Origin of the sequence: Vibrio sp. A1-b2 (genome assembly GCF_021726015.1) — a bacterium.
Classification (GTDB): Bacteria; Pseudomonadota; Gammaproteobacteria; order Enterobacterales; family Vibrionaceae; genus Vibrio; species Vibrio diazotrophicus.
In genome coordinates, this window is sequence record NZ_JAKKCI010000003.1 from 298,682 (window position 1) to 320,388 (window position 21,707).

Consider the following 21,707-nt stretch of genomic DNA (forward strand, 5'->3'; position numbering starts at 1 on the left):
TTGTAGCCCTAACATAAACACAAAGGCGATGGTTAAAATCCATCGCCTTTTTTGTATTGTACGTTTTCGAATCTCTATTGCCGTTCATCTTTCGGCGAATCCATCACCACCATGGTCGAGATGGATTTCACTTGTGGACTTTCACCCAAGACATTTGAGTGAAAGCGCTTATACGAATTTAGATCCTTAGTTTCCACGCGCAGCAGATACTCATTCATGCCTGTAATGTTATGGCATTCCACCACTTCCTTGGCATAACGAACATGATCTTCAAATGCGAGTTGCGACTGCTTGGTATGGCTATTCAAACCTATAGAGACATAGGCAATAAAACCGACTTCTAACTGATTTTTGTCCAATACAGCGCGATAACCTTTGATCACTTTGGTTCTCTCCAGTTCCTGCACTCGCCTTAACGTAGCCGAAGGCGATAATCCCACCCTTTCCGCCAGCTCGACATTTGAGATTCTTCCGTCGGCCTGAAGCTCAAACAATATTCTTTCGTCAAATCTATCCATAGCTAAATTTTATTGCTTATAAATTGCAGTAGACACAAATATAAGCACAAAATTGCGTTGGCATCCAATTACAATTTTTCCATCATTTGATAACAATAGCAGGAGAGAAAATGGATTTATATCAATGGTGGCCTTTAGTGATGTTTGCGTTTGTATCCACATTTTCCCCTGGTCCAAACAACATTATGTTGATGACGTCTGGAGCGAATGTCGGCTTCAAGAAAACCATTCCTCATATGGCTGGTGTCACTTTCGGTTTTAGCATCATGATCATTTTGGTGGGCATAGGTTTGATAGGCGTATTCCAACAATACCCTATCATTCAACAGGTACTGCACTGGCTGTGTTTAGGCTATTTAGTTTATCTGGCTGTCAAAATTGTGCTTAGTAAGCCAAGTCAAAGCAGTACGACCTATAAACCAATGACTTTTCTTTCAGCAGCCATGTTTCAGTGGGTGAATCCGAAAGGCTGGTCAATGGCTTTGACCGCAGTGAGTGTTTACAACTACACCACCAGCTGGGTTGGTTTAGCCATTATTGCAATTGTATTTGCGATGGTGAATGTACCTTCAGTCAGTGTCTGGACGGCGGCAGGTAAACAGCTTAGTCAATGGATGCATCATCCGAAATATGTGCGCTGGTTTAACGGAGCGATGGGAGGACTAATGTTGCTTTCCGTAGTCCCAATGATCTAGAGCGAGAAGTTAGAGAGAGTTAGAACTCTTGATTGATTAGCGTCAGCATTTGAGCCAGATTCTTTTGCTGCTCGGTACTAAAACGACGAGTGAGCTCTTCAGTGAGCGACATGTGCAAAGCGTTGTGTTGTTGAAACACCTCTTTCCCTTCTTCAGTCAAAGTAACCTGAATAGAACGTCGATCCCCTTCGATGGATTGACGTTCTATTAGCCCCGCCTGAACCAATTTTTCCACTTGAACGGTTAGTGTTCCCGTTGTAATGCTCAGTCGATTCGCTAACTCTTTCATTCGCATTGCACCGTGAGAGCCTAACACCTCAAGAGTGTGAATTTGAGCCAATGAGTACCCTGTTTCTTTAACAACGGACATCTCCCAAGAGGACATCTTGTCGTAGAACTCAGTAATCAGGTTGTTAAGCTCGGTCAACTGGTGCATATGTCATAGCCTTTAAAGCGGGTTTACTTCTAGCGTAAGGTGGTGGAGTCTATCAAACTCTTTCAACACCTGTCTAAAGTACAGTGCATCTTTATTCGACTCAGCAGACATTCGTATCGCCGCAGAATAATGATTCGCACTCACTTTCCAAACGTGAATATCAATGACTTTTGCGCCTGCTTGAGTAAGTTTGGCGAGCACTTTCGTTTCATAGTCATGGCTGATGTGAGCATCAAGCAAAATAGGCGCTGTTTGCTTCATTAAACCTACTGCCCACTTAGTGATCACAAGAGCACCAACAATACCCATGATTGGGTCTAACCACACCCAACCTAAATATTTACCGACGATCAAAGCCGCGATAGCCAATAACGAAGTTAACGCATCAGCCAGCACATGCATGTAAGCCGCCGTAAGGTTGTGATCATGATGATGCTCATGAGCATGGTCGTGATGGTCGTGATGGTCGTGATGGTCGTGATGGTCGTGATGGTCGTGATGGTCGTGATGGTCGTGATGGTCGTGATGGTCGTGATGGTCGTGATGGTCGTGCAATAAAAACATACTGGCGACGTTTACTACAAGACCTACGACAGCAACAATAATCGCTTCATTAAACTGAATACTTAGCGGATTAAACAAGCGATGAATGGATTCGCCAGCCATTACTAACGCCACCAAACCTAAGCCGATTGCACTTGTGTATCCACCCAAAACGCCGACTTTACCAGTACCAAAGGTGTACGCTCGGGTTTTCTCATGTTTACGGGCATAGCGATAAGTGAACAACGTGATACAAAACGCAGCGGCGTGTGTACCCATATGCCAGCCATCAGCAAGCAAGGCCATAGAACCATAAAAACTACCCGCAACAATCTCGACTGCCATGGTGACAACCGTAAGCAATAAAACATAAAGGGTACGTTTTTCACCTTTCTCATTGGTGTATGAAAACGTCTGCGTTTGAGGACAACTTGGAGTTTGCATAATAAATACTTTGATAATCAAATTTTCTAAAGTGTAGTTAGTTTGATTATCAAAGTAAATTAAAGTTTGTTGTATACATGTGTTTAACCTTAAATTATCCAGAACATAACAAGAAGGTTAATCATAGTGTCACCTGTTTTCTTAACTGTCGTTACCATGTTTGCTTTCGCAGCAAACTCCATTTTGTGTCGCCTAGCGTTGCAAGACCAAACAATTGATGCCACCACCTTTACTTACCTTCGTCTGGTTTCAGGGGCCATTACTTTGATTGTTTTACACAGTGTGATGGTGAAAAAGACAGAGAGGCGCTACCAGCCGATGTTCGCCATCAAAGCAGGATTGGCTCTGTTTACTTATGCATTGTGTTTTTCTATTGCCTACTTGGAGCTTTCAACCGGAACAGGCGCTCTGCTTCTGTTTGGTACGGTGCAACTTAGCTTACTTGCGGCGCACTTTTTCCAAGGGAACAGAATCAACGCATTAGAACTTGTAGGGTTAGTTGTTTCTATATCCGGATTTGTTTATCTCATGGCGCCCAGTGTCACCAGACCCGATATTCTCTCCGCTCTGTTGATGATTCTTTCGGGGTTAGCATGGGCTGTCTTTACTCTGGTCGGCCGCAACAGCGGCAACCCTATTTCAGCCATTTCTCAAGGATTTTGGGTTGCCGGGCTACTTTGCGTATTACTGACACCGTGGATGGTGAACCTAGATTCAAGCTCCTCCAAAGGTATCGTCCTCGCTTTGCTTTCCGGCAGTATTGCTTCTGCTGCTGGCTACATTTTGTGGTATCGAGTGATCAGTCATCTGACTATGTTGCAGGCTTCTGTCGCTCAATTGTCTGTACCTGTGATTGCCATAGCAGGCGGAACCCTACTGGTGGGAGAAGTATTTACCCTGCACCTGACCCTTGTCAGCGCACTGATTCTCGGCGGCATCGTTCTGGTGATTATGGGAAAACAAACAAAATGATGGATTTTCCCTCTGTGCCCAGTAAAATTCCGCGCTTATATCTATCTAGGTTTTGTTGACCTAAAAGAGGTTCCAACGTTATGAAGCACTCCGATCATTGTTTTACCCCATTTCAGACTGACATTTCTGAATACACATTACCGGAGCGTTTTACTTTTCCGTTTTGCTATGAACCTCATCCGCTAAGTGAAGTCGCCGCCAAAGAGCTACAGCAACATATTGAAACTCAGACCGATTGGACACACCCTTTCGGGCTCACTGAAAATGAACCCGATTCTCACGGCAAAATGTTTGGCGTGTTAGTGGTACAAAATCAAAAAGGCGAACTAGGTTACCTCTCCGCCTTTTCTGGTCTGCTGGCGGAAAAGCTGCAACAGCCTCACTTCGTGCCGCCAGTATTTGATCGTTTTGAAGACGAGACCTTCTTCCGCTTGGAAGCCAATCAAATTGCAGAGATTAACCGCCAAGTTCGAGAGCTGAATGAGTCGCCAATTTCTGCGCAGTTAACTGAGGCGATTCAAGCTTGTCAAAAGCAAGCAGAGCAAGAAATTGAAACCCATCGTCAAGTGATGATTGAAGGACGCAAGCAGCGCAAATTATTGCGTCAAACACCGCCTGAAAACATGTCTAACGATGAGATAACTGAGCTTTTTGAACAACTTGCACAACAGAGCGTCACTGAAAAGAATCAGCTCAAGCATCTCAAGCAAAAGTGGGATAACGAGTTATCGCTGCTTCAAGCGGAACTTGAACAACATCAGAATCAGCTCGAAGAACTCAAAGAAAAGCGTAAGCAGCTTTCTGCTGCTTTGCAGAAAAAACTGTTCTCGCAATATCAGTTTTTAAATCAGCAGGGTGATGAAAAATCGCTGGTCGACATCTTTGAAGGCACGTCGAATCCTATTCCACCAGCCGGTTCTGGCGAATGTGCTGCCCCTAAACTGTTGCAATATGCTTTTGCACACCAACTAAAGCCGATTGCATTAGCGGAATTCTGGTGGGGTCGTTCACCAAAATCCGAAATTCGCCAGCATAAGAAATATTATCCGGCATGTAACAACAAGTGCCATCCGATATTAGGCCACATGCTTGAGGGGATTGAACTGGATGACAATCCTTTGCTTGAAAACCCCGCTGACGGTAAAGAGATCGAGATCCTCTATCAAGATGAAGCGATTGTCGTCGTCAACAAACCCGCTGAGTTTTTGTCTGTACCCGGAGTGAATATCAAAGACTCGGTTCTAACCCGCTTAGAGGCAATGTTTACCGACGTAGAAGGTCCTTTTGTACTGCATCGGTTAGATATGTCGACCTCAGGAATATTAGTGTTTGCACTCACTCGCCGCGCGAACAAGAGTTTGCAAAAGCAGTTCATTACTCGCGGCGTTGAGAAGCGCTACGTAGCACTATTAAGTGGCGAACTGACAGCGGATTCAGGAGAAATCACGCTTCCTCTGCGTGGTGATTTAGATGACCGACCTCGCCAAATGGTTTGCTACGAACACGGCAAACCAGCCGAAACCTTTTGGCAAAAAATCAGCAGCAATGAAGGCAAAAGCAGGGTTTACTTGTACCCAAAAACAGGGCGAACGCACCAACTTCGCGTGCACTGTGCTCACGCCGACGGCCTGAATATGGCGATTGTCGGCGATGACCTATACGGACGAAAAGATAAGCGCCTTCATCTGCACGCAGAAAGTCTGAGCTTTGATCATCCCTACACAAAAGAGCGTATGCACTTCCAAGTCGATCCTGATTTTTAAGTTCAAATTCATTGAGCAAATAAGCCGAATTTGTACTTTAAGGTTCATTTTAAAAATTACTAGACGACTGGTCTAATTTAAATTATATTGCCGCCCATGAACGAAAAATCACACGACACCAAACAGCATATTTTAGACATTGGCTATGAACTGGTTTCCAGCAAAGGGTTTACCGGTGTTGGCCTTTCTGAGCTATTGAAAAATGCTGAAGTACCGAAAGGTTCTTTCTATCACTACTTCAAATCCAAAGAACAATTTGGAGAAGCGCTGCTGCAAGACTACTTCAATCACTACCAGCAGAAACTCGAAAACCTGTTCGCTAAGATTGATATGAGTGAATATGAAAAGCTCATGCAATATTGGCGTTACTGGATGGAACAAAACAGCAGTGCGTGCCAAACTGGTAAATGCTTAGTGGTGAAACTCGCAGGTGAAGTCTCTGATTTATCTGAGCCGATGCGCTTGGCGCTGCATAAAGGCACAGACCGCGTGATTATTACCGTGGCAGAACACATTGAAAAAGGTATTCAGTCCGGCGAAATAAACGTAAAAGATAGCCGCCAAACTTCAGAGCTGCTGTACAACCTTTGGATTGGTGCAAGCTTAATAAACAAAATTCGTCTCGATGACGCGAGCTTAGTTCAGGCGCTAAAAGTAACCGAACAAGTTTTAAAAGGTGAACAGCTCAACTAAGCGATATCGACAACGGCTAACCTGTGCCGATTTAACAGATTCATCCGCTATTTCTTAGCGGTTTTTTTGAAACGAACACTAGACGACTGGTCTAATTATTCTAGAAATATAAAAGGAAAGTTCAATGACTGACTCAACAAACCAACGTATCGTGTTGGCATCACGCCCTGTAGGTGCACCAACACCAGAAAACTTTCGCTTAGAAACCGTTGCTAAACCAGAACCAAAAGAAGGCGAAGTTCTACTGCGTACTATCTACTTATCACTCGATCCATACATGCGCGGCCGCATGAGTGATGCTGAATCTTATGCTGAACCTCTAGCAATCAATGACGTCATGATTGGTGGCACTGTGTGTCAGGTTGAAGCATCAAACAACCCTGATTTCCAGGTTGGTGAATGGGTTCTTTCATACACGACCGGTTGGCAGAAATACTCACTATCCAATGGTGCAGGCCTATTGAAACTAGGTGCGAACCCAACAAACCCTTCATGGGCGTTAGGTATTCTTGGTATGCCAGGCTTTACCGCCTACATGGGTCTTTTAGATATCGGTGCACCACAAGCGGGTGAAACCATTGTTGTTGCTTCAGCAACAGGTCCAGTAGGCTCAACCGTTGGTCAGATTGGTAAAATCAAAGGCTGCCGCGTTGTTGGTATCGCAGGTGGTGAAGAGAAATGTCGCTATGCAGTAGAAGTACTGGGTATGGACGCTTGTATCGACCATAAAGCGGATGATTTTGCAGAGCAGCTTAAGGCAGCTTGTCCACAAGGTATCGATGTGTACTTCGAAAACGTGGGCGGTAAAGTATTCGACGCAGTTATGCCTCTGTTGAACACCAAAGCTCGTATGCCAGTATGTGGTTTGATTGCTCAATACAACGCAACGTCACTACCTGAAGGTCCAGACCGTTTGTCTCAACTAACAGGTCTGATCCTGACTAAGCGTCTAAAAGTTCAAGGCTTTATTATCTTTGATGATTACGGTCACCGTTACGGCGAGTTTGCTGCAGACATGAACAAATGGGTAGCAGAAGGTAAGATCAAATACCGTGAACAAGTTGAAGTTGGTTTGGAAAATGCTCCAGAGCAGCTAATTGGCCTGCTAGAAGGTAAGAACTTCGGCAAGCTAGTGATTGAAGTCGCTAAACCGCTTTAATCTCAACATCCGAATACAAAAAGAGTCTGTAGATACAGGCTCTTTTTTGGTTTGTACTTTAAGCAACTTCGGGAGTTGCATTGGTTGTATTCTCGTTTGGATCGTCTTCTTTCTGCACCGGTGGTACCTGACCTTCCTGAACCGCTTCTTGATAACAACCGCTGAGCTTAATCGCTAAATAGAGATCGGCACGAAGCACTACCCCACCGTCACCAACAGGCACGCCCGTTAACTCACACCATTTACGTAGGCTACGTTTTCGCCCTGCGATCACTAAGCGAATGCCTCGTTTTTTCAGAATCGTCTGAACATCGCCCAACATCGCCATTACACTGAGATCTAAGTGGGTAAAGCTGGAGACCGCATCGACCACCACACACACAACGTCACTGCCACCAGCTTCTGAAAGTTCCAATAATCGGCGCTTAAAGTACGGCGCGTTAAAGTAGGTAAGCGGAGAGTTAAAACGATAAATGATCAAACCCGGAATCGCTGTCGCTTTGCCTGACGGATCAATCGAACGTACCGTACCCTTTTTATCCAAACCTAATACTTGGTCTCCCGGACGCATAACCACACGAAGGAACTGAAACAACCCCAACAATACCGCCAAAGTGATACCGGGAATAACACCAATAACCAACACTGACACCAGCGTAATAGAAGCAAGATAAAACGCATCTTTATTGCGTTTGCGAAGTTGCCAAACCCCTTTTAAATCCAACAAAGACATTGACGCAATAATCAGCACAACACCTAGTGCCGCAATCGGAATGTATTGTAATGGTTGATAAGCGAATATCGCTATTGCGCCAATCACCGACGCTGCAATCACTGAAACCAGTTGTGATTTGCCGCCGTTCGCATCATTCACTGCGGTGCGAGAATCTGCTCCACTAATAGCAAAACCTTGCGAAAATGCAGACGCGAGATTTGCAAGTCCCAATGCCTGAAATTCTTTGTCTGCATCAATGTCATAGCCGTTTTTTGCTGCAAAACTACGTGCGGTCAGCATCATACTCACGAAGCTTACTACCGCTAAGTTAAGCGCTGGAACCACAAGTTCACGGGAAACACCAATATCAAATGTCGGAGCCTGAAACGCGGGCAACCCACCTTGAATAACGCCCACTACTTGTACACCAACGGTGTCTAACTTCATCAGCCAAACCATCACACCAGTAATGAAAATGGCAAACATTGCCGCTGGCCATTGAGGTCGAAAGCGTTTTGAAGCCAAGTACACAACCACAGTCGTGGTACTGATCATCAAGGTTTGCCAATGAGGACTCATCAACAGTGAAGGAGTTTCATACAATCGTTCCAACAGATAACGCTGCTCGAACTTCAAACCGAATATCTTCGCAAACTGACCGACAATAATGGTCAACGCCACACCGTTAAGCAGGCCAAGCAAAATAGGTCTTGATAGGAAATCTGCCAGAACACCCAACTTGAAACGGCTGGCTAAAATACACCAGATACCGGTCATCGCCGTCATGGTCATAACAAGCTGCCAATGTTTAGTCGGGTCGCCTGCGGCTAAAGGCGTAACCACCGCAGCAATAACCGCACAAGTTGCGGCATCAGGACCAATGATTAACTGCCGAGAGGTTCCGAACAAGGCATAAACCAGCATAGGAAGCACACACGAATACAGACCAACAATCGCAGACACTCCGGTTAACTGCGCATAAGCAATAGCAACTGGCAAGGCGACAGCTACCACAGATAATGCGGCTCGGAGGTCATCTTTAAACCATGAACGGTCATAGTGTTTCAGTTGATTAAAACCGGGCATCCATTGTTCGATCGAAACGTGTTTCAATTGCTGTGTTCCTTACATCACATACTTAATTTCTCCATTAAGCATAACCTAAGTTGTTCAAACCCTTCACATAAACATTGAAATAAAAATGCAATAAAAAAGCCTGTCATTGAGACAGGCTTAAAAAGTAATATTACTTTTGTATCGAAACTTGAACTCTCTTATAACGATCGCTGCAAACTGGTAATCAGAGACAGCACAGAAGTAAGTCAGCGACCTCTATAGGCAAACCTTGTATTAATTAAATAGTAGCGATTCGAGATCAAAAACTTCCTTCACTTCAGGATCCTGAAATATTACTTTCTGCTTCTGTCCATTTTCATCATAGAGCGTCACTTTTGCGAGTTTACCATCACGATATTGGAACTGCTTCCCCACGATTAGGCCACTCACATAGTGCTCTACTTTCGTTAATGCACCACTACCATTGGGATCCATGTGGTAACGAATTCCATGTAATTGACCTTCATCATTATAGTTACTACGGCCAATTTCATATCCACTCTTAGTTGTTGAAACCCACAAACCTACTCGATTACCTTGCCGATATTCCCCTTTAGATACGTAATTATTACTGTACCCCGTGGTCTCTAGCTCTAACCATGCTCCATCTTTGACACCCAGTTTATATATACCCGATTCAAGCAGTGTTCGATCATCATCATACCGCTCATATAACCCATCTAACTGTCCATGATGATAAGTTGCATGACTGATGACTGTACCATTCGAAGCCAGCTCTCGTTCTTCTCCGTGCTTCTTACCATACGCATCATAGATAACTGTGCGTTCACTATTGGGAGCTCTATAAAGCCAAGGTCCAATCTTTTCGCCCATAAAATATTGTCCCTGTTCCAAGGTACTTCCATCTTGAGCCTTACTTAGATACCTTCCATGCTGTAAACCATCGACATAGTAGCCAGTATTCGAAATTCGGTACTCAGAGCGGTCGATCTTCTCATACCAGATATGCTCCCCATATAACTTCCCATTACGAGTTTCTTTGCGAGCAATTAGCGTACCTTGGGGATCAAACTCTTCTTCGATTACTTGCCCTGCAAGAGTGTTTTCTCCCGTAAATATGCGTTCGTGCTGTATAAGTTGCTCATCTTGGTAGCGCCTCTTATCTTCAGTAACCCCTCTATCCGTATAACTCCATATCTGTTCGACTCTTTGAGCATTGTGATCATAAAAATAATTTCTTTCCATTCGGCGACCGTTTTCATCATAGCGTTCACGCTCTTTCAGTCTGCCGTCTGAATAGAATAATTCTCGATTTCCTATAAGGGTATCCTGTGAATAGAACTTGCTCTCTGCAAGCGTCCCGTCGGCGAAATAGCGTGTTTGTTGACCATGCTTTTTACCAGATTGGTAATGCTCCACTAAAACCAGAATGGCACTTTCTTCACCCCAGATTTTTTGTGACCCATGTAATTGACCATCTTCATAGCTTCTTTGCTCAGATAGCACACCTTGTTGGGAATAAAACTTTTGTAAACCATGAAGCTTTCCGTTTCGATATTCGCTTTCTGTGGAAAGCCCGCCTTTACTATAAAAACTTAGTTCTGGGCCATGTTTCACACCATTTATAAAATATGCGATAGAGCATATTTTCTCAGGAGTATTCTCAAAATAACCAACGACCTTGCCATTCCCCTGTCCATTCTCATCAAGAGAACCTTTCGACTGAATATCCCCATTTTTAAAATAGTAATAGTGGTCACCTATTAGATTTGCCTCCGGATGAAAAATGGAATCTTGTGTAATCTTCGTTTTAAAACGCAGTTGATCATTTTCCTTGTAGTAAATCTCCGCGATCCAAGCCTTACCATCTCTCTCTAAGGGAACTTCAATATAAAATGAAGCCGTTTCTTTACTTGTTTCCTTCCATTGTTCATCAAGCCAGACAACCTTGCTGTAGGCAAAAGGACTAAAACTAAGAACAATAATAATTAGAGTTATTAAACGCATAGCTTATTGCTCCGAAGGGAAAGCAGGGAAAGAGTGCTGCCACTGCCGCTGGTACTGAAATGGTTGCAGAGAAGTCAATTTTCCTGAAGTAACAACACCTGATACCACAAGGTATCCCTCATCGCTTAAAATACTGCTCAGTAACTCCTGACGAAATGGATTTACCCTATATCTATCTGGCGCACCACTGTTACTGAAGCTTTCAAAACCTGTAAGCTCCTTCTGAGCATTTAACACAACTAAAGAATTTTGGTCACGATTGTAGAACTTGAAACGTTGTACAAACGTTTCAATCGTCATAGAGAGAACATCGACGTTGGGGTCCAACTCATTTAAAGAATCAACGTTAATCAACCAAGGTTTGTTAGATACGGTTTGAGGAGTAAAATACGTTTCTTCTGGTCGAGAGTTGCAAATCAGTTCTGTAGTTACTTCTTTGTTATAGAAATTTCGGCGTATACCATCTTCTGTTGACAAGAAAAATTCGGATCTTTGACTGCCGTTGCGAAGCCACAAGACTGAATGATTATTAACTGAAAACCCTTTTGCGACCCTTAACTCACAGCTTTGTTGCCAGTCTTGAGGAAGGGTAAACTTTAACCCATATATATCCGACACGACTGGGAAGGCAGATTCAATAGAGAATGGCTCTTCGCTCTTAGGTAGTTCATTGGCATCGTTGATGGTTTCCACAAATGATGGATTGTTTGTATCTTCAAGATAAGAAAAATAATCCACGAATTGGACTAGCTGCGTGATGCTCTTGGCTGGGTCGGTATAGTCAATATAAAACTGTACGTTGTTGGGTTTCTGAGAAAATATCACTTCGAAGATAGAATAATCATGATTCCAATCTTCACTGAAATCTAAAGAGTCAAACTGTTCATTTGAGATTAATGAACGTACTCGATCTAATGAAGTCACATAAGCATTTTTCGTCGTCCCTCCAGTTTCAACAACATATGGAGCAAGCCAGCTGTCTCCGCTGTGTTTGGCGACTATCAAGTAGTGTTCAGAGGTATCTGACACAGGAAGAATCCGAACATCAATCCCCTGTACATTCAATACTCGGTTCTGACCAGAAACCCACTCCACCTCCTCTTTAACTCTTTGGTGGTGTTGAATAGATACTTCCCCTTCAAACGCATGAAAATCATCTAATTTTTTCTCTGCATCCCAACCTAAAGGCAAGGCGGGAAAATCCAGAGAAACAATTCCATCAGATTCCCAAGACTTCCACTCTCTGTAATAGCCCTCTAACCAAAATTTTTGCTTGTCTCGCTGGCCGTTTTTATCCAGCGCATAAAGTTTATCCAGACTATAACTGTAATAATTCTCACCACCTTCAACGACTGATGGGTAAACCAACCTCAACCTATCTTTATCAAAATAAAAGGCACCTTTGGTATTTCCCACCAACTTGCCCGTTGGCTCTATATCAAAAATTTCATAGTCGTAAAATTTAGGTTCCGACACCACATTCTGAGATGAGTCCTGAAAAACATCATCTGCATAAGGAATGTCCTGTAGAGATAATTCTGAAACCGCTATTTGCGCATGTGTTAAAACATAAGTTGGATTGTACAAGTCAGGCAGATATGCAGGTTGCTTTGATGTCATTGATAAGCTCCGAACCCAACCATTTTGGCGATCAATGGTGACCTTAGCCACCACACCCGTTTGTTTGTCGTCAGAAAAAGCGTCAATGGTTGCCGTTATCACGTGTTCATCAATCAGTTCTACTTTTAATGTCGCGGGCTGTCCCCAAAAATCGTTTAGCGGTACCTGAGCCCCTACTTTCGCAGGGATGCTTTTCGCTATCATGGGTACAAACTTCATCACATCTAACTCTTGTACTCGATCTTCCTTATCAGCATCTTTCAGCTTATTCCATAGATCTTGATTGTTTGCTGAATAAATAGGGCGTTCCGTAGATGACCTATCCAATGACAAATTAAAGCCTTCTAACAGCAGCTGGCGAATATCTTTATATCGATTCGAAGTGTCATCAATCACACTATTAAAAGAACCATCTATCCCTTCGAGAGAAAAATAATCGTAACGCTGCTCAAGACTTATAGCTTCAGGACGAATCCCGTCAACCTTAAACCGAGTTTGGTTAAGTTGTTCAAATAAAACAGGATTTTCCTCTAGATCGCGGCCTTCATAGACAAGGCGCTTTGTTAACTCTATTTGATACGTTTTTTCATCGCCCAGTTTCGGTTTATATGTGACGAAATCATCTTTCACACATCCCGATAAAAAGACTAATGAACAAAAAAACACTGCGAATTTAATTCGATTGATCATCCAATGATTACCTTAATTGAGTAGCGAAACTAACCAATAATCACTCATTGACTACGTTGTTTATTATTGGCTTTGCTATACGACAACCAAAGTCCGTACCAAGAATTTTGTTTAATACTTTCAATACATTAAAATTATCGCCAAAAAAAACGGTCTTCATTCGAGTAACTTTTAACCTGTTCAGGCAAAAACTTACTCGAATGAAGACCATTAAAACTGAGAAACTAAAATGGTAGGTTAGCTTTACTTGGAACTTCTTTAAGCAACACTCGGAGCAACACGAATATCTTCGACTGAGCTATCGGGTTCTTTCTGAATTTCAGGGATGTGCCCTTCCCCAACAGCATTGAAATAACAGCCACTGAGTTTGATCGCCACGAACATATCTGCGCGTAATACTAGGCCACCGTCACCGACGGGAATACCACTTAACTCACACCACTTACGCATACTTGGTTTGCGCCCAGCGACAACCAATCGGATACCGCGGCCTTTTAGAATTTTATGTACATCTGCCAGTGTCGCCATAACGCTTAAATCGAAGTGGGTAAAACAAGACACCGCGTCGATAATAAAACACTTCTCTTCAGGGGCAGCCGCTTCTGAATGGTCGAGCACTCGGCGCTTAAAGTAAGGCGAGTTGAAGTAAGTGAGTGGAGAGTTAAAACGATAGATCGTTAAACCCGGAATTGGCGAAGCTTTGTCTGAGCTATCTAAAGCACGCACGGTTCCTTCTTTATCCAAACCCAGCAGTTCATCGGTTGGACGCATGATCACTCGCAGGAACTGAACTAAACCTAGCAACACCGCCATGGTAATTCCCGGTATCACACCAATCACCAATACGCCTACAAAAGTAATCGTTGCTAAGTAAAAGGCGTCTTTATTGCGAACCCTCATTTGCCATATCCCCGATAAATCGACCAATGATGTGGCAGCAATGATCAACACCACACCCAGAGCCGCAATTGGAATATAACGTAAAGGCTCGTAAACGAAGATAGCGATAACTGCCACTAATAGCGCTGCAATAATGGAAACCATCTGGCTTTTACCGCCGTTGGCATCATTCACTGCGGTACGAGAATCAGCACCACTGATCGCAAAGCCTTGCGAGAACGCAGAAGCCAAGTTCGCCAAACCCAATGCCTGAAACTCTTTATCCGCATCGATTTCGTAACCATTCTTGGCCGCAAAGCTACGGGCGGTGAGCATCATACTCACAAAGCTCACCATAGCTAAGTTCAGCGCAGGCATCACCAGCTCACGTAACGTTGTCACTTCGATATTTGGAACGTGGAGCGTTGGCAACCCGCCTTGGATAGAACCAATAACCTTAACACCCTGTTCATCAAGTTGGAAAAACCACACCAATAAACTCGCAACACAAATTGAGATCATTGCAGCAGGAGAGCTAGGCTGAAACTTCTTAAAGCCAAAATAAATCACCGCCGTTACAACACTTATTGCAACGGTCTGCCAATGCACATCGAAGATAATCCAAGGCGTATCAATCACATTCTGTAGTAAGAATTCCTCAGAATTTTTAATCCCGATAAACTTCACCAACTGACCAAAGATAATGGTCAACGCCACACCATTTAATAGACCAATCAATATTGGGCGAGATAAGAAATCCGCCAAAATACCTAACTTGAAGCGGCTGGCTAAAATACACCATCCCCCTGTCATTAACGTCATCACCGTGACCAGTTCCATATGACGAATAGGATCACCACCAGCTAATGGCGTAACGACCGCAGCAACTACCGCACAAGTTGCAGCATCAGGACCAACGATCAATTGGCGAGACGTACCGAACAGAGCGTAAACGATCATTGGCAGGATGCAGGAATACAAGCCCACAATAGCTGATACACCCGTTAACTGGGCATAGGCAATCGCCACAGGTAACGCAACAGCAACAACAGAGACAGCCGCGCGAACATCATCCTTTAGCCACGAGCGGTCATAATTTTTGAGCTGGTGCAACCCTGGCACCCATTGCTGAATTGATGCAGATTTCAACGATTTTACCTTCCAAGACGGCTTAAGCCGGTATGTTGTTTGAAGCTGATCCCAAAAACGGGGGCGTAAGGATAACCCAACGCAAAAAATCTCTCTCGGCCTAATGCGTTACGTAAGAAAAGATAAGCAGACACTTTCAAGGCGATAAAAAAATTCTCACTTCAAAGTCAGAATATGGGAGAATAACGAGCTTTCGCACACCAGCTCAAAGTTGTAATAATGAAATTCAAAGCTGCTATTTTTGATATGGACGGACTATTGCTGAATACCGAGCAAGTCTGTTTAGAAATCTTCGAACAAGCCTGCTACGCAGTAGGCGTACCTTTCCACCGAGAGATTTACCTGTCTGTCATTGGCAAAAACGCGGCGGGAATAGAACAAACCTTACGTGAAGGTTACGGGCCTGATTTAGATTACCCAGTACTGCATCAAGAATGGCGTAAGCGCTACGATGCGGTTGTCAAGCACCAAGCTATTCCTGTCAAAGAAGGGGTTGTTGAAATTCTGCAATGGCTGAAAGAAAACAATATTCCTACCGCTGTCGCTACCTCCACTCAACGCGACGTTGCCACCGTTAAACTGCGTTTGGCTGAGCTTGACCAGTACTTCGATACCTACGCGACAGGCTGTGAAGTGAAGAATGGTAAACCAGATCCAGAGATCTATCTTCTCGCTGCTGAGCGTTTAAATATCGCCCCAGAGCATTGCCTTGCCTTTGAAGATTCGAACAACGGTGTGAAATCTGCGATGGCTGCAAACATGATCACTTATCAAATCCCTGACTTAGTCAAACCTTGTGACGATGTACTGGCACTCGGCCCATATATTCGCAACTCAATGCACGATGTATTAAGCGAATTGAAAGCGGCAAGCTGAGCATTAGACATTTAGGAAGCCCAAAGATGAGCGTTATCGAGCAAACGAACCTACTGATAAAAGGTGATGAGTTCAGAATGGAATGTCTCACAGTGGCACGAACGCTTGCTTTACCTAACTGGTATCTCGCTGCGGGCTTTTTAAGAAATGCTATTTGGGATCATCTGCATTCCAAACCAGAAATCACACCATTAAACGACATTGATTTGGTCTATTTCGATACTGAAGATCTAAGTCACGATACTGAGCTTCGCTACCAGAATCATTTGAACAGTGCGCTTCCGCACATCAATTGGGAAGTCCGAAATCAAGCTCGGATGCACTTAAATCATGGTCATTCCCCATATCAAAGTACCGAACATGCCATTGCCCATTGGGTAGAAGTGCCAACCTGTGTTGGTGTTCATTTGGGCGTAGATGACCAACTCACTTTTTGTGCCCCTTTTGGCCTAGAAGAGAACTGGTCGCTAAACGTTGCTCTCAATCCACACTTCCCTCAACCCGATGCTTTTACTCAAAGAGTACACAAGAAAAACTGGCTTACTCTTTGGCCTAAACTCGTCTTAGAAGATGTGAACCCAGCCTCTATTCGAATGTTGGAATGAACACCCAAAAGCGCTTGAGGTTTTTATTGTCGAACTCGGAAAATTGCGTTCATAATGAGTTCAGTAGGATATCCACCAAGGAGATGTAAGGTTATGTGGAAAAAGCTATTAAGTGTACTTTTAGGTGGCGCAATGGCGTTACCAGCAGGTTCAGCTTTGGCATCACAGCGAGCTGATACCGCATGGGAACTGATTGAAAGTGGCGCACTGGTGGTTGATGTGAGAACCCCTGAAGAGTTCGCTCAAGGTCACCTCGATAACGCGATTAATATTCCACTCAACACGGTTGAAACTGGTTTTGCAGATATCGCCAAAGATCGTTCTATTGTCGTTTACTGCCGCAGTGGAAACCGCTCGGGTATGGCGATGGAATCTCTAGTGAAACAGGGCTTCATCAATGTTCACAACGGTGGCGGCTTATCAGAAATGCAGGAAGCACAACTGAACCAAGCACCATTGAACTGATTATCCCTCTAGCAAACTGAATCACTGCACCGTCAAAGAAGACCATTAATAGCTATTGGAACATTGGTAATTTGTGTGGTGTTTGGTAACCCTTCGATGGTTCGTACGGCCGAGGAACAAGCAGGTAAGCAAATTTGTTCGCTTACCTGCACCAACTAATGAACTCGCGCTTTAAAATCAGTATGCCAATTAATGAGAGAGGTAATATCTGCCTCAAGTTGCTCGGGTGTTGGAAGTTCAACTGGTGAGTCTGTAGGTTGGCTATGCTCATGAGCTGAGTATTCCCCCATCAGGCGCTCAATAAGATTACAATCATCGACCGTTATTTTTGCCAATTTCCCAATTTTATTCTTTGTTTGGACGTCTCTTCGATAGCGTTGAACTATGTCCGCTAAAAACTCAACTTCAACAACTCTTTCAATTAAGATTCTGAAGTCGCTACATATTGATTTTGCCAACGGGGTATAGATATCTGAACCGTGGCTATTTAAGAGCTTCTTGGCTTGAGCAAGCCTCTGATTTTTAAGATCAGTTAAAGCACTAATTGGCTTTTTCGCAAATAAAGGCACTGCACCATGCTCTCCACAGCCCCATTGCTCGCGTCTTACATGTATACAAGTTGGGCTACCAAGATCATTCAAAGCTCCTAGCAAACTAATCCTGTGAGTAAAGACAATGACTTGTCTGTGTTCCGATAGTTCAACTAACCTTTTGGCAACACACTGTTCATATGATTGATCTAAAGACGATATAGGGTCATCAAAAATAAATGGACTGTTTTGAGGTTTGCTATGTGTATCAGCCAAAAAGGCAGCAAGGCTAACAATTCGTTGTTCGCCTTCACTTAATATGTCATTGGACTTACTATTTGCGAAGCTTTTATCAACCCCCGATAAATGCAGCTTATGCATTACTTTACCTTTTGATACTCGAGTTTTTGATAATTGCACACTTATATTTTTAGCTCCGAGATTATCAAGTTCATCATTGAAACGTTTAACGTAAGCATCTGTAATTAATTGCTGAGATACTTCGCCTGCTTTACGTGTAAACTTTGTTGTGTTTAACCGTTTTAGCCAATCTGTATATTGTCGATAGTTCTCTAGCCTCTTAACTTCTTGAACAATTGCATCAATATAACCTGATGCCCATTGTTTCGCTCGGTAGTCATTGAGTTCATTGGTCAATTTTTCTTTATTGAAAGCAATAATGTCTTTTTGATGATTTTCAATTTCTTTACCTAATAGAACTATTCTTTCATCTAGTTGGATTAATAATGGAGATTCAAGTGTGTATCCCGGAAGTGGGATATTAGGGTGCTTAGAAATAGACTCAGTAACAGTTTGAATTTCTCTCCAAACTTTTTGTAGAACAGGCAACCACTCATCCTCAGGTAGGTTGGCTGCTGCAATTTGAGTTTTTAAAGTTTCAGAAGAAGGGAGCTGAGGCTGGTTTCCCATCAAGCTATCAAAATTTTGCTGCGCTAGTTTTACATTTTTTTCAAGGCTTCCTTGAACGTGTTCTTCAAAAGTCTTAAATCGTTGTTTCGCCTTTTCTGAAAGAGGTTGATGACACAATACACATTGAGAATTTGTTTCTATATTTGGTGCGGATAGTTCAGGATAAGCCTCTTTGGTAGAGTATTCTTTAGCTGCATTCCAAAGAACTTTCCAAGTGTAACTTCCAATTCCATCCAATAAGTTTTCGTCCGAAAGTGCTTTAGCACCTTGTTCCGCAATCTTAGTAGCGGTATCCAGATTATTTTTAGCTTGAGCTATCTTTTTACAAGTTTGGAGACTAACTTGCGAACTAGCATTCAAAATCGAGTTTTTTAGCTCTTTTAACTGATTTAGTTCTCGCGATTTCTTCTCTTTTAATTTGGATGGATCACCTTCTAAACGTTCATTTAGCTCTGTGAGTTTATTTGCATCTTCAGGAGTAAAATAAAAAAATTGTCTTAGTGTTTCTTCTGGGACATCTGCTTTAAGCCTATCATTAATCGCTCTTATATATTTTGATTGGGCGAGTTCTAAAGGTGCATTCGGTAATGTTTTTACTAGTTGAGCTTGTTCTGTTTCGAGTAGTGACTTTACTGATGTAGTTATTGAAACAAGTTTCTCAAACAGTAGTACTTCAATTGGCACATATGCGACTTCACTTTCTGCATCAAGGTATAAACCTCCAGTAAAAGAGTCGAATATTTCTGTTGAGCTGATTTCTGGAATTGCTGAAGTGTTTGCTACCCAATCAAATTGCTTTTGCACTGCTCCGTCAATCGTAATAGTACATTTATTCTCAACTGGAGGTGCTTTAAAAATATTCGGCTTTAGGTTTATTGCGTTACTTTTTCCACAGGCCTTTTTTAAAATTCGGGTATAGCCTGACTTTCCTGAACCATTATTTCCATAAACAACTGTAAGCTTTTGAGCAAAGGTAATTGGATTACGAGGACTTAAATTATCTATACCAACAATATTGCCAATCGACTTTATCCAAATCTGATTGTTATCGTCTGGACGTTCTTCAAATTCGCCAAAGGTCAGGTCTTGACGTGAGTCCTGACCTTCTTCTTTTTTTAATAATTCTTTAATTTCTGAAATGTTAAGGTCGGTTATTGGCTCTTTTTTCAAAATAATTTGAGCAGCTAATTGAGTCCAATAGGGTTGCGTGTTTAACCACTCTATAATTCCCTTTCTGACATTATTCACAATTTATCTCCTGTAATGGTAAACCATTAGATTTAACCATTTAGCCAATAATATTAATATGACACCTCTTTGATATTCATTATAAAGTTGGTAATGACAAGTCTGGAATTGTTAAAGATTTACCCATTGATATAAAGAACCATACTCCTAAAAAAACTTAGAATTTAATTTATGCTTAAAAGTGCAATAAAACGAACAATCGCGATTTAACCACTTTTTAAAAATGTCTCCAAAGCCTCATCTACAAAGCTTCTAAAGGATCGCTTTAGATTTCGTTTTTAACATTTGGAATTTTGGCACTGAGGAAAGGGTGAGTGCGACTTAGGTCTGCTCCCATTCAGGGGAAATAAAGCCATGTTCGTGAATGCCAGAGGCGAAAGATGCCAAAGCCCCAGAACTTAAACCTGTTGGTTAAGTGGAAACGAAAGATTCATTTGGGGATGTGGTTGGTCTGTCGTTGAGATCATTAAGTGGGCATCAAATAACAAACACCTTAATTTACATAAGTTTAATTCAATAGCGGCATCTTAAGATGCCGCTATTGTTTGGGTTTAAGCTCTGTTTAAACCATTAATCTGTTCGATAAGATCTGCGAATACCGCTTTACCAACTGGTATTAACTCATCTGGGAAATCGTAATCGGGGTTATGAAGTTGTGGGCTTTTGCTGCCGGAGCCGAGCACAAACATCGCGCCCTCTTTTGCAACCGCTGTAAACTGTCCGAAATCTTCCGACCAGCGCATTGGTTCCTTAAGAATATGGCAAGGAGTCTGAGTGCTTTGACACGCTTTCACCACCAGCTCAGCACCAAGTTGCGAGTTCACACTGGCCTGAAAAACATCCTGCCATTCCAGCGACCACGTCAGGCCATGTTGCTGTGCCAGTTCCTGCGCAATTTCTGTTGCTGCATGAACCAAACTCTCCATAGCTTCGTTCGTTTCGCTGCGTAGCGTCGCCATAACCACTGCATCGCCCGGTGAAGTACCAAAAGCAATTTCGCCAAGAGATGCATGAATAACGGTCACCCAACTTCTTTGCGTAAGGGTTTCAGGTAAGGCAGCCAAGGATTCAATAATGCTGCACATCGCCAAAGCAGGGCTGACTCCATTCTCAGGATGAGCTGCGTGAGAGGTTTTCCCTTTGAGGCGAATGATCATGCCGCGAGATGCGCAGTTAAATGAACCGGATTTTACCGCGACATGCCCTAACTCCAGACCCGGATAATTATGCAGAGCAAAAGCGAAGTCCGGCAGATAACTGGAAAACGAAGGGTCATTCACCATATTGATGGCCCCTTCTCCCGTCTCTTCTGCTGGTTGAAAAGCGAGAATAACGCGACCAGATTTTGGTTTGTTTTCCGAGAGCATTTCACCTAATGCAGTCACAATTGCCATGTGACCATCATGACCACACTTGTGCGACACGCCCTGATGAACCGAGCGATGAGCGAAGTCATTACACTCTTCGATGGGTAATGCATCCAACTCACAACGAAATAAGGTTGTGGGCCCTTTTTTGAAACCGTTAAAGACGAAAGCAACGCCATGACCGCCAACAGAAGACACCGTTTCATCCGGCTGGAAACGCTTAAACACATCTTGTACACGATGAGCGGTTTGATGCTCATTGTTTGAGAGTTCAGGATACTGGTGCAGCGTGCGTCTAAAATCACTCCACGTTGTTTGAGACATAA

17 protein-coding genes are annotated in these 21,707 nt (G+C 43.1%); 8 read left to right on the forward strand and 9 right to left on the reverse strand.

Annotation, left to right across the window (positions count from 1 at the left end; all coding sequences use genetic code 11):
* Nucleotides 1–74: 74 nt before the first annotated feature.
* The gene (locus tag L3V23_RS08905) at nt 75–518 is read right to left on the reverse strand and encodes an Lrp/AsnC family transcriptional regulator (protein WP_102962412.1); all 444 of its coding nucleotides are present in this window, start codon (nt 516–518) and stop codon (nt 75–77) included.
* Between the two features lie 110 nt (nt 519–628).
* Between L3V23_RS08905 and L3V23_RS08910 the strand changes: the two genes are divergently transcribed.
* On the forward strand, nt 629–1,213 hold the full coding sequence (locus L3V23_RS08910) for a LysE family translocator (protein ID WP_237292209.1): 585 nt from the start codon (nt 629–631) through the stop codon (nt 1,211–1,213).
* Between the two features lie 19 nt (nt 1,214–1,232).
* Here the strand turns inward: L3V23_RS08910 and L3V23_RS08915 are convergent, their stop codons facing one another.
* The gene (locus L3V23_RS08915) at nt 1,233–1,649 is read right to left on the reverse strand and encodes a MarR family transcriptional regulator (protein ID WP_102987158.1); all 417 of its coding nucleotides are present in this window, start codon (nt 1,647–1,649) and stop codon (nt 1,233–1,235) included.
* A 12-nt stretch (nt 1,650–1,661) separates the two neighbouring features.
* The gene (gene dmeF / locus L3V23_RS08920; RefSeq protein WP_237292210.1) at nt 1,662–2,636 is read right to left on the reverse strand and encodes a CDF family Co(II)/Ni(II) efflux transporter DmeF; all 975 of its coding nucleotides are present in this window, start codon (nt 2,634–2,636) and stop codon (nt 1,662–1,664) included.
* Nucleotides 2,637–2,762: 126 nt separating this feature from the next.
* Between dmeF and L3V23_RS08925 the strand changes: the two genes are divergently transcribed.
* The 4 genes from L3V23_RS08925 (at nt 2,763) to L3V23_RS08940 (ending at nt 7,223) form a co-directional block, all read left to right on the forward strand.
* Nucleotides 2,763–3,608: a DMT family transporter gene (locus tag L3V23_RS08925; protein WP_237292211.1), complete on the forward strand. Its 846-nt coding sequence runs from the start codon at nt 2,763–2,765 to the stop codon at nt 3,606–3,608.
* Nucleotides 3,609–3,688: 80 nt separating this feature from the next.
* The gene (locus L3V23_RS08930) at nt 3,689–5,371 is read left to right on the forward strand and encodes an RluA family pseudouridine synthase (protein ID WP_237292212.1); all 1,683 of its coding nucleotides are present in this window, start codon (nt 3,689–3,691) and stop codon (nt 5,369–5,371) included.
* A 96-nt stretch (nt 5,372–5,467) separates the two neighbouring features.
* A complete protein-coding gene (locus L3V23_RS08935; RefSeq protein ID WP_102953696.1) occupies nt 5,468–6,064 on the forward strand; it encodes a TetR/AcrR family transcriptional regulator in 597 nt (198 codons plus the stop codon).
* Nucleotides 6,065–6,188: 124 nt separating this feature from the next.
* Nucleotides 6,189–7,223, forward strand: coding sequence for an NADP-dependent oxidoreductase (locus L3V23_RS08940; protein WP_237292213.1), 1,035 nt, complete (start codon nt 6,189–6,191; stop codon nt 7,221–7,223).
* 58 nt (nt 7,224–7,281) lie between these two features.
* Here L3V23_RS08940 and L3V23_RS08945 read toward each other — a convergent pair whose 3' ends face one another.
* The 4 genes from L3V23_RS08945 to L3V23_RS08960 form a co-directional block, all read right to left on the reverse strand.
* Nucleotides 7,282–9,024, reverse strand: coding sequence for a SulP family inorganic anion transporter (locus L3V23_RS08945; RefSeq protein ID WP_237292288.1), 1,743 nt, complete (start codon nt 9,022–9,024; stop codon nt 7,282–7,284).
* A gap of 264 nt (nt 9,025–9,288) precedes the next feature.
* Nucleotides 9,289–11,022: a hypothetical protein gene (locus L3V23_RS08950; RefSeq protein WP_237292214.1), complete on the reverse strand. Its 1,734-nt coding sequence runs from the start codon at nt 11,020–11,022 to the stop codon at nt 9,289–9,291.
* A 3-nt stretch (nt 11,023–11,025) separates the two neighbouring features.
* Nucleotides 11,026–13,332 (reverse strand): hypothetical protein, encoded by a 2,307-nt coding sequence (locus L3V23_RS08955; RefSeq protein ID WP_237292215.1) that lies wholly within the window; start codon nt 13,330–13,332, stop codon nt 11,026–11,028.
* A 258-nt stretch (nt 13,333–13,590) separates the two neighbouring features.
* The gene (locus L3V23_RS08960; RefSeq protein ID WP_237292216.1) at nt 13,591–15,360 is read right to left on the reverse strand and encodes a SulP family inorganic anion transporter; all 1,770 of its coding nucleotides are present in this window, start codon (nt 15,358–15,360) and stop codon (nt 13,591–13,593) included.
* Nucleotides 15,361–15,579: 219 nt separating this feature from the next.
* Here L3V23_RS08960 and L3V23_RS08965 point away from each other — a divergent pair, with 219 nt between their 5' ends.
* The 3 genes from L3V23_RS08965 to L3V23_RS08975 all read left to right on the forward strand — a co-directional run bounded on the left by L3V23_RS08965 (nt 15,580) and on the right by L3V23_RS08975 (nt 17,306).
* Nucleotides 15,580–16,236, forward strand: coding sequence for an HAD family phosphatase (locus tag L3V23_RS08965; RefSeq protein WP_237292217.1), 657 nt, complete (start codon nt 15,580–15,582; stop codon nt 16,234–16,236).
* 26 nt (nt 16,237–16,262) lie between these two features.
* Nucleotides 16,263–16,841 (forward strand): nucleotidyltransferase family protein, encoded by a 579-nt coding sequence (locus L3V23_RS08970; RefSeq protein ID WP_237292218.1) that lies wholly within the window; start codon nt 16,263–16,265, stop codon nt 16,839–16,841.
* A gap of 132 nt (nt 16,842–16,973) precedes the next feature.
* On the forward strand, nt 16,974–17,306 hold the full coding sequence (locus tag L3V23_RS08975) for a rhodanese-like domain-containing protein (RefSeq protein WP_237292289.1): 333 nt from the start codon (nt 16,974–16,976) through the stop codon (nt 17,304–17,306).
* Nucleotides 17,307–17,461: 155 nt separating this feature from the next.
* Here the strand turns inward: L3V23_RS08975 and L3V23_RS21415 are convergent, their stop codons facing one another.
* Both L3V23_RS21415 and L3V23_RS08985 read right to left on the reverse strand, forming a co-directional pair.
* A complete protein-coding gene (locus L3V23_RS21415) occupies nt 17,462–20,014 on the reverse strand; it encodes an AAA family ATPase (RefSeq protein WP_237292219.1) in 2,553 nt (850 codons plus the stop codon).
* Between the two features lie 551 nt (nt 20,015–20,565).
* Nucleotides 20,566–21,705, reverse strand: coding sequence for an amidohydrolase (locus L3V23_RS08985; protein ID WP_237292220.1), 1,140 nt, complete (start codon nt 21,703–21,705; stop codon nt 20,566–20,568).
* Nucleotides 21,706–21,707: the final 2 nt, after the last annotated feature.

Coding starts and splice junctions, on each gene's coding strand:
- L3V23_RS08940 (WP_237292213.1), top strand. CDS start 6,189: ATGACTGACTCAACAAACCAACGTATCGTGTTGGCATCACGCCCTGTA.
- L3V23_RS08965 (WP_237292217.1), top strand. CDS start 15,580: ATGAAATTCAAAGCTGCTATTTTTGATATGGACGGACTATTGCTGAAT.
- L3V23_RS08955 (WP_237292215.1), bottom strand. CDS start 13,332: ATGATCAATCGAATTAAATTCGCAGTGTTTTTTTGTTCATTAGTCTTT.
- L3V23_RS08970 (WP_237292218.1), top strand. CDS start 16,263: ATGAGCGTTATCGAGCAAACGAACCTACTGATAAAAGGTGATGAGTTC.
- L3V23_RS08945 (WP_237292288.1), bottom strand. CDS start 9,024: ATGCCCGGTTTTAATCAACTGAAACACTATGACCGTTCATGGTTTAAA.
- L3V23_RS08910 (WP_237292209.1), top strand. CDS start 629: ATGGATTTATATCAATGGTGGCCTTTAGTGATGTTTGCGTTTGTATCC.
- L3V23_RS08975 (WP_237292289.1), top strand. CDS start 16,974: ATGGCGTTACCAGCAGGTTCAGCTTTGGCATCACAGCGAGCTGATACC.
- dmeF (WP_237292210.1), bottom strand. CDS start 2,636: ATGCAAACTCCAAGTTGTCCTCAAACGCAGACGTTTTCATACACCAAT.
- L3V23_RS08950 (WP_237292214.1), bottom strand. CDS start 11,022: ATGCGTTTAATAACTCTAATTATTATTGTTCTTAGTTTTAGTCCTTTT.
- L3V23_RS08915 (WP_102987158.1), bottom strand. CDS start 1,649: ATGCACCAGTTGACCGAGCTTAACAACCTGATTACTGAGTTCTACGAC.
- L3V23_RS08935 (WP_102953696.1), top strand. CDS start 5,468: ATGAACGAAAAATCACACGACACCAAACAGCATATTTTAGACATTGGC.
- L3V23_RS08905 (WP_102962412.1), bottom strand. CDS start 518: ATGGATAGATTTGACGAAAGAATATTGTTTGAGCTTCAGGCCGACGGA.
- L3V23_RS08930 (WP_237292212.1), top strand. CDS start 3,689: ATGAAGCACTCCGATCATTGTTTTACCCCATTTCAGACTGACATTTCT.
- L3V23_RS08985 (WP_237292220.1), bottom strand. CDS start 21,705: ATGTCTCAAACAACGTGGAGTGATTTTAGACGCACGCTGCACCAGTAT.